Origin of the sequence: Staphylococcus sp. NWU MKU2 (assembly GCF_033283605.1) — a bacterium.
Lineage (GTDB): Bacteria > Bacillota > Bacilli > Staphylococcales > Staphylococcaceae > Staphylococcus > Staphylococcus haemolyticus.
In genome coordinates, this window is the sequence record NZ_JAVSMH010000016.1 from 1 (window position 1) to 8,709 (window position 8,709).

At 34.3% G+C, this 8,709-nt stretch carries 7 protein-coding genes and 1 other RNA gene; all 8 read left to right on the forward strand.

From position 1 onward, the window contains the following. Positions 1 to 199 precede the first annotated feature (199 nt). The 8 genes from treP to recR all read left to right on the forward strand — a co-directional run bounded on the left by treP (position 200) and on the right by recR (position 8,184). Positions 200 to 1,648 (forward strand): PTS system trehalose-specific EIIBC component, encoded by a 1,449-nt coding sequence (gene treP / locus SBL15_RS12760; RefSeq protein WP_317956201.1) that lies wholly within the window; start codon positions 200 to 202, stop codon positions 1,646 to 1,648. A gap of 93 nt (positions 1,649 to 1,741) precedes the next feature. Beyond that, on the forward strand, positions 1,742 to 3,376 hold the full coding sequence (treC, locus tag SBL15_RS12765) for an alpha,alpha-phosphotrehalase (RefSeq protein WP_107612110.1): 1,635 nt from the start codon (positions 1,742 to 1,744) through the stop codon (positions 3,374 to 3,376). A gap of 32 nt (positions 3,377 to 3,408) precedes the next feature. Continuing rightward, a complete protein-coding gene (gene treR, locus SBL15_RS12770) occupies positions 3,409 to 4,134 on the forward strand; it encodes a trehalose operon repressor (protein WP_107612111.1) in 726 nt (241 codons plus the stop codon). Positions 4,135 to 4,224: 90 nt separating this feature from the next. Then, positions 4,225 to 4,494: signal recognition particle sRNA large type (gene ffs, locus SBL15_RS12775), an RNA gene on the forward strand. Between the two features lie 305 nt (positions 4,495 to 4,799). Beyond that, positions 4,800 to 5,327 carry a GNAT family N-acetyltransferase gene (locus SBL15_RS12780; RefSeq protein WP_011276784.1) on the forward strand — a complete coding sequence of 176 codons (528 nt, stop codon included), beginning with the start codon at positions 4,800 to 4,802 and terminating at the stop codon, positions 5,325 to 5,327. A gap of 68 nt (positions 5,328 to 5,395) precedes the next feature. After that, on the forward strand, positions 5,396 to 7,111 hold the full coding sequence (dnaX, locus tag SBL15_RS12785; protein WP_107612113.1) for a DNA polymerase III subunit gamma/tau: 1,716 nt from the start codon (positions 5,396 to 5,398) through the stop codon (positions 7,109 to 7,111). Positions 7,112 to 7,263: 152 nt separating this feature from the next. After that, the gene (locus SBL15_RS12790) at positions 7,264 to 7,581 is read left to right on the forward strand and encodes a YbaB/EbfC family nucleoid-associated protein (protein WP_001213992.1); all 318 of its coding nucleotides are present in this window, start codon (positions 7,264 to 7,266) and stop codon (positions 7,579 to 7,581) included. 6 nt (positions 7,582 to 7,587) lie between these two features. Next, on the forward strand, positions 7,588 to 8,184 hold the full coding sequence (recR, locus tag SBL15_RS12795; RefSeq protein ID WP_011276782.1) for a recombination mediator RecR: 597 nt from the start codon (positions 7,588 to 7,590) through the stop codon (positions 8,182 to 8,184). Positions 8,185 to 8,709 lie beyond the last annotated feature (525 nt).

Consider the following 8,709-nt stretch of genomic DNA (forward strand, 5'->3'; position numbering starts at 1 on the left):
AATTGCGCCATTTTTGTATTCAAACATAAAAATTGGACTGATGATTTTTAGTCATCAGTCCAATTTATTATAGAGCCTTTATTGCCTCCGTAGTCAGTAATAAATTTAATGCACAAATTAGCACACAATAATGAAAGCCTTTACAAAACTTGTCTAGACAAGTTATACTTGAGCTATTATAAACAAGGGAGTGAAGGATGTGGCTGTAAAAAGAAAAGACGTGCAGGACATCGTTAAAGCAATTGGTGGGAAAGAAAATATTGACACTGCAACACATTGTGTTACTCGATTGCGTTTAGTTTTAAAAGATGACAATAAAGTCGACAAAGATGCACTAGACGACAACGCACTTGTCAAAGGCCAATTTAAAGCGGATAACCAATACCAAATTGTTATTGGGCCTGGTACTGTAGAAGAAGTATATAAGCAATTTATTCAAGAAACGGGTGTAGAAGAATCGTCAAAAGATGATGCAAAAGCTGCTGCATCGAAGAAAGGTAATCCGTTACAACGACTTATAAAATTATTGGGAGATATTTTTATACCGATTTTACCGGCATTAGTTACAGCGGGTCTTTTAATGGGGATTAATAATTTACTTACCATGAAAGACTTATTTGGTCCTAAACCACTTGTGGAACAGTTTCCACAGTTGGGTGATATATCAAATATTATTAACGTAATTGCAAGTACAGCATTTATCTTCTTACCAGCTTTAATTGGTTGGAGTAGTATGAAAGTGTTTGGTGGCAGTCCTATTTTGGGATTGGTACTAGGGCTTATTTTGATGCATCCACAATTAGTTTCACAATACGATATTGCTAAAGGACATATTCCAACATGGAATCTTTTTGGTTTAGAAATTAAGCAATTAAATTATCAAGGTCAAGTGTTGCCTGTTTTAATTGCGGCCTATGTTTTATCACTCATTGAGAAAGCATTAAATAAAGTTGTTCATGATTCTATTAAAATGTTGGTTGTTGGTCCAGTAGCGCTACTCGTAACAGGTTTCTTAGCATTTATTATTATTGGTCCGATTGCACTTGCAATAGGTACAGGTATAACTGGAGCAGTACAATTTGTCTTTGAGCACGCTGGTTGGTTAGGCGGTGCACTTTATGGTTTCTTCTATGCACCACTTGTTATTACAGGATTACACCATATGTTCTTAGCAGTAGATTTCCAATTAATGGGTAGTAAACTAGGTGGTACATATTTATGGCCTATCGTCGCGATTTCTAATATTTGCCAAGGTTCGGCTGCTTTTGGAGCATGGTTTATTTATAAACGACGTAAAATGGTAAAAGAAGAAGGTTTAGCATTAACTTCAAGTGTATCAGCATTTTTAGGTGTTACAGAGCCTGCAATGTTTGGTGTAAACTTACCGTTAAAAGTACCTTTCTTCGCTGCTATTTGTACATCAAGCTTTTTAGGTGCCATTATTGGCGCTAATAAGGTGTTAGGCAGTGTTGGTGTAGGTGGTGTTCCAGCATTCATATCAATCCATAGTGAATTTTGGTTCATTTATATACCAGTCACATTACTTGCTATGGTGATACCAGCTATTTTGACAATCATCTTTGCAAGATTTACAACAATTAAAGCTAAAAAAATGGTGGCAACGCCAGACGAAACTGTAGCGAAATAATTAATACAATTAAAGACGTTCAAACTTCACATGTTAAGTGATTGAGCGTCTTTAATGCATATTAAACTATAATTAAATGGAAGGTGACTATCTATGGCACATAAAGATTGGAAGAAATCGGTAGTTTATCAAATTTATCCTAAATCATTTAACGATACTACAGGTAATGGTGAGGGCGATATCAATGGCATTATTGAGAAGTTGGACTATATTCAATATTTAGGCGTCGATTATATTTGGTTAACTCCTGTTTATGAATCCCCAATGAATGATAATGGGTACGATATTAGTAATTATTTAAAAATAAATGAACGCTTTGGTACATTGGAAGATTTTGAAACTTTAATAAGCGAAGCGCATAAGCGTGATTTAAAAGTCATGTTAGATATAGTTATTAATCATACGTCTACAGAACACCAATGGTTTAAAGAAGCGATTAGTTCTAAAGATAATCCTTATCGTGACTATTATTACTTCAAGCCTTCTCAAGATGGCCCTCCAACTAATTGGGAATCTAAGTTTGGTGGAAATGCTTGGCAATATGATGAGAAGACGGATGAATATTATTTACATTTATTTGATGTTACACAAGCAGATTTAAATTGGGATAATGAAAAGGTTAGACAATCTTTATATGAGGTTGTTAATCATTGGATTCAATTTGGTGTAGATGGTTTCCGCTTTGATGTAATTAATCTTATTTCAAAAGGCGAATTTAAAGACTCACCACAAATTGGTAAAGAATTTTATACTGACGGTCCACGTGTACATGAATATCTCCATGAACTTAATCGTCATACATTTGGTGATAAAGATATGATGACGGTAGGAGAAATGTCCTCTACAACAATTGATAATTGTATCAATTATACAAGACCAGATCGACAAGAGTTAAGTAGTGTCTTTAATTTCCATCATTTAAAAGTAGATTATGTCGATGGAGAAAAGTGGTCGAACGCTAAATTAGACTTTTTAAAATTAAAAGAAATTTTGATGGATTGGCAAATTGGAATATTTGAAGGTGGAGGATGGAATGCGATTTTCTGGTGTAATCATGATCAGCCACGCGTTGTTTCTCGTTTTGGCGATGATTCTACAGAAGAGAATCGTCAAGCAAGTGCTAAAATGTTGGCAATCGCATTACACATGTTGCAAGGAACTCCTTATATCTATCAAGGTGAAGAAATTGGCATGACAGATCCACACTTTGATTCTATTCAACAATATCGCGATGTCGAGTCGCGTAATGCTTACGATAATCTAATGCAACAAGGTATTGATGAAAGTGAAGTTCTAACAATTTTAGGTCAAAAATCACGTGACAATTCTAGAACGCCTATTCAATGGACATCAGAGAAACAAGCAGGTTTCACTTCAGGTACGCCATGGATTGATATTCCTAACAATGCAGAACACATTAATGTAGAAGCGGCAATTGAAGATACTACCTCTGTACTACACACGTATCGCGAACTTATCAAATTACGTCATGAACACGATATCATCACGTATGGTGATATCGAGCCGATGTATATGGAACATCCACATTTATTCATTTATCGTCGAAATTATGACAACCAAACGTGGCTAGTCGTTGCTAACTTTTCAAAAGAAACAATAAAATTACCTGAAGACCTTAATAGTAAGGGGACGACGATAATTCAAAGCGGTACAATAGAAAATGGTGAAATATCTCCATTTGGTGCAGTAGTGATTAATGTTCAATAAAAAGTAAATAGATTGATGTAATGGAGAAACAAATGGCTACACAAAAATTCATAACAATATATGAACAACTTAAACAACGAATACATGAGGGCGAATACACATACGGACAACAACTACCTTCAGAACATGAATTATTAACGCTATACGGAACGTCACGTGAGACTGTTAGAAAAGCATTGGATTTATTAGCAAATGATGGCATGATTCAAAAAATTAGGGGTAAGGGGTCCATTGTAATAGATCAAGGTATCACGGAGTTTCCGTTCTCAGAATTGATTAGCTTCAAAGAAGTGCAAGAGGAACTTAATCTTAAGCATGAAACGGAAGTGCTCATTAACGAATTGGTTAAAGCAAACTCAGTTCCTCATGTTAAAAAGCAATTGAATATTAGTAATGATGATGTACTAATCCATGTAGTACGCACGAGAAACGTCAATCAAAAGGTCAAAATTTTGGATGAAGATTACTTTTTAACTTCAATAGTGTCCAATATTTCGGATTCAGTAGCAAAAGATTCTATATATCATTACTTAGAAACGCAATTAGGATTAGATATCAGCTATTCAAGTAAGTCGATTACCTTTGAGCCTTTTACTGAAAGAGAATATGATGTTTTTGGAAAAATACAACCGCCATATACCGCAACAGTGAGAAGTGTCGTTTATTTAAAAAATACGATGCCATTCCAATACAATGTGTCGAAGCATTTAGCGACAGAGTTTAAATTCCAAGAATTTTCAAGACGACACAAATTATAAGATGAAATTGTACTGGTTTCGATTCATTGAATTACTAATTGAAACTTTACGCTTGCAATCGGAAGAAAGTTTATAGTATTATAAAACTTACCGTGCTAGGTGGGGAGGTAGCGGTTCCCTGTACTCGAAATCCGCTTTATGCGAGACTTAATTCCTTTGTTGAGGGTGTGTTTTTGTGAAGTCTGCCCGAAGCACGTAGTGTTTGAAGATTTCGGTCCTATGCAATATGAACCCATGAATCATGTCAGGTCCTGACGGAAGCAGCATTAAGTGGATCCTCATATGTGCCGTAGGGTAGCCGAGATTTAGCTGTCGACTTCGGTAACGTTTATGATACACACTCGATTCGAAGGTGCACGGTTTTTTAATTTTTAAAGTAACCGAGACAAATAAAATTTTAAATATAAATTTAAGTGAGGAGTAGGACAGTAATCTTTATGAATTCATTGTTCTGCCCTGGCAAGATTGACTAAAATTAAAAATGCTTGTTATAAGTGTAGTTTTAATTTAGTCAACTACTGCCAATATATAATTGTAGCCTGAGACATTGATTTTGTCCCAGGCTCGTTTTTTGTATAGAATATGTATGAATGAGTATAAAATGGGAAAATGGTTTGTTCGAACATAAAATGGGGAACGCTTGGACTAATCAAAGGGGTGTCAATATGCGACTGTTCTTAAGTACATTAACTGAAATGGATTATATTGAAACATTAAATAAGATTGAATCAAGTTACGATGACAAAGGTCAAGGTGTTGGTCAAAAGCAAAGAGAACTCATTTCAAGACTACGCAGAGCATTAAACTATAATTATGAACTTGAAGTGATTGCAAAAAATGAAGCTGGCGATATTATAGGACACATCATGCTCAGTGAAATTAATTTAAAAGCGGATGACCAACGTTACAAAGCTTTGGAACTAGCTTCTCTTATAGTAGATAAACCATATCGTAATGAGGGATTAGGTAAAGCTTTAGTTCAAGCTGTTGAAGAACGTGCTAAATCTCAACATTATACGACTATTGTTGTGGGATGTTGCCCGGCATATTTCGAAGAATTAGGTTATGAACCGGCGGACAAACATAATATTTTTTCAAAAGAAACCAATCCATCCGCTTTGCGTGTGAAATTCTTATGGGATCAACTGGACGAATACCCCCATGGCATTGTGCAAGATGCTGATATGACTTAATAAATTCATTGAAACTTAAATGATAATGCGTGATATAATGTAGAGTAATTGTTAACGGAGGTGCGGATGTGAATTATCAAGCTTTGTATCGAATGTTTAGACCCCAAAGTTTCCAAGATGTTGTGGGTCAAGAACATGTAACTAAGACGTTACGTAACGCCATTTCCAAAGGTAAACAGTCTCATGCCTATATCTTTAGTGGACCTCGTGGGACTGGTAAAACTAGTATTGCTAAAGTATTTGCTAAAGCGATAAACTGTTTAAATCCTCAAGACGGTGAACCATGTAATGAATGCGCTATATGTAAAGGTATTACACAAGGTACGAATGGTGATGTTATCGAAATTGATGCTGCGAGTAATAATGGTGTAGATGAGATTCGAAATATTAGAGATAAAGTGAAGTATGCACCTAGTGAATCGAAATATAAAGTGTATATTATTGACGAGGTACATATGCTAACAACTGGGGCTTTTAATGCGCTATTAAAGACGCTTGAAGAACCACCAGCACATGCCATATTTATCCTTGCTACAACTGAACCACACAAAATCCCGCCTACAATTATTTCGCGTGCACAACGATTTGACTTCAAAGCGATTGGTACTGAACAAATTACTGATCGTTTACGCTTTGTCGCTGAAGAACAACAGTTAGATTATGATAATGAAGCACTTGAGTTTATTGCGAAAGCATCTGAAGGTGGAATGCGAGATGCATTAAGTATCATGGACCAAGCTATCGCATTTGGTGATGAGCACCTTACGCTACAAGACGCATTAGACGTAACAGGTAGTGTAGATGAAGCGGCTTTAAATGAATTATTTAAAGATGTCGTTGATGGTAATGTTAAAAATGCATTTACACGCTATCATCAATTTATTTCTGAAGGAAAAGAAGTTAATCGTCTTATAAATGACATGATTTATTTTGTTCGCGATACAATTATGAATAAAACTGTAAATAATCATGCTGAATTTGATGCGTTAATGAATTTTGATTTAGACATGCTCTACCATATGATTGATATTATTAATGATACATTAGTTTCAATACGATTTAGTGTGAATCAAAATGTTCACTTTGAAGTGCTATTAGTGAAAATTGCTGAAATGGTGAAATCACAACCTGATACTGTTACTAATGTAGCAACGACTCAAGTTGCATCACAACCTAACAACGAAGTGTTATTGCAACGTATGGAACAATTAGAAAATGAACTGAAAACACTTAAAGCACAAGGTATTGCTCAAGCAAGTTCAAAACAACAATCATCTCAATCAAACACACGTGGCAAACGTCAGAATAAAGGCACATTTTCAATGACAAATATTGCTAAGGTATTAGATGAAGCAAATAAAGAAGATATTCAATTATTGAAGAAACATTGGCTAGAAGTAGTAGATTATGCGAAAAAGAATGATAAAAAATCATTAGTAAGCTTATTACAAAACTCAATTCCTGTAGCTGCTAGTGAAAAACGAGTATTAATTCAATTTGATGAAGAAATTCACTGTGAAATTGTGAATAGAGATGATGAGAAAAGAAATAGCATTGAAAATGTAGTAAGAAATATCATTAATAAGAATGTTGAAGTAGTCGGGGTCCCTTCAGATCAATGGATGAGAGTGCGAACAGAATATATTAATAGTAGAAAACAGCACGATAAAGAAGAACATCAAACGTCATCTAATGATAGAGAAGAGCAACAAGACACTGATGTAGCACAGAAAGCACGTGATTTATTTGGAGAAGAAACAGTGCATTTAATAGACGAAGAATAGAACTTATTTTATGAATAGAATGAACTTACTTTAGTTAGTGAATTGTCGAAACGGGTCATGAAACAGAGATACATGACAATAAATATAAACGTATGTATAATAAAATATAAATCAAAAGATAATGTCGATACATTCAAGGAGGAAATGATATTATGCGCGGTGGCGGAAATATGCAACAAATGATGAAACAAATGCAAAAAATGCAAAAGAAAATGGCTCAAGAACAAGAAAAATTAAAAGAAGAACGCATTGTAGGTACAGCTGGTGGTGGCATGGTAGCAGTTACAGTTACTGGTCATAAAGAAGTTGTAGATGTTGAAATTAAAGAAGAAGCAGTAGATCCAGATGATATTGAAATGCTACAGGATTTAGTTTTAGCAGCAACAAATGAAGCGATGAACAAAGCTGACGAATTAACTCAAGAACGTTTAGGTAAGCATACACAAGGCTTAAACATTCCGGGAATGTAATTATAGATGCATTATCCAGAACCGATATCTAAATTAATAGATAGTTTCATGAAACTGCCAGGCATTGGTCCCAAGACGGCTCAACGTCTGGCGTTTCATACTTTAGATATGAAAGAAGACGATGTAGTCCAATTTGCTAAAGCCTTGGTAGATGTTAAACGTGAGCTTACCTATTGTAGTGTATGTGGACATATAACTGAAAACGACCCTTGCTATATTTGCGAAGATAAGCAACGTGACCGTTCAGTAATATGTGTGGTCGAAGATGATAAAGATGTTATTGCAATGGAGAAAATGAGAGAATACAAAGGTCTCTATCATGTACTGCATGGATCTATCTCCCCGATGGATGGCATTGGGCCTGAAGACATTAATATCCCAACTTTAATAGATAGATTAAAAGATGAAGAGGTTAAAGAATTAATATTGGCAATGAATCCTAATTTAGAAGGTGAATCAACAGCAATGTATATATCTAGATTAGTGAAACCTATTGGAATTAAGGTAACTAGATTAGCTCAAGGACTTTCAGTAGGTGGAGATTTAGAATATGCAGATGAAGTTACTTTATCTAAAGCAATAGCTGGAAGAACAGAAATGTAAAATAAGGTCGCTATTTACAAATTGTCAGTAAATATAGCTATTAAAGTTATATTTCGATTTGTAATAGCGATTTTTTAATTTATTTTAAAAAAATCGTAAATTTTTTAAAGTTTGTTATTTGAGTGAATAAAATGTTGTATATAGGGTATTAAATTCTTATTTCGGACCAAAAACGAACAATAATTTATTTAAATCTATATTTAGTTCGTTTATTAAGGTTTTGTATGGATTTTTAATTATTGTTAGTGTAATTTTTACCGTTGTTAAAACGACTGAAAGCCTGTATAGTATATATTTGTTGAGCGAAACAAATCAACGAACATTAAAACACTTCAAAAATTAATAAAAAAAGTTATTGACTTTAAAGCTGATAACGAGTATAATTAGTTCTTGTGGTAATAAAAATGAACATTGAAAACTGAATGACAATATGTCAACGTTAATTCCAAAAAAAGTAACTTAAATGTTACAAACACTATTTAGTATTATGAGCTAATCAAACATCATAAATTTTTATGGAGAGTT

Excerpts from the sequence above, each read along its gene's own strand:
- treC (WP_107612110.1), top strand. The coding sequence starts at position 1,742 with ATGGCACATAAAGATTGGAAGAAATCGGTAGTTTATCAAATTTATCCT.
- treR (WP_107612111.1), top strand. The coding sequence starts at position 3,409 with ATGGCTACACAAAAATTCATAACAATATATGAACAACTTAAACAACGA.
- SBL15_RS12780 (WP_011276784.1), top strand. The coding sequence starts at position 4,800 with ATGCGACTGTTCTTAAGTACATTAACTGAAATGGATTATATTGAAACA.
- SBL15_RS12790 (WP_001213992.1), top strand. The coding sequence starts at position 7,264 with ATGCGCGGTGGCGGAAATATGCAACAAATGATGAAACAAATGCAAAAA.
- recR (WP_011276782.1), top strand. The coding sequence starts at position 7,588 with ATGCATTATCCAGAACCGATATCTAAATTAATAGATAGTTTCATGAAA.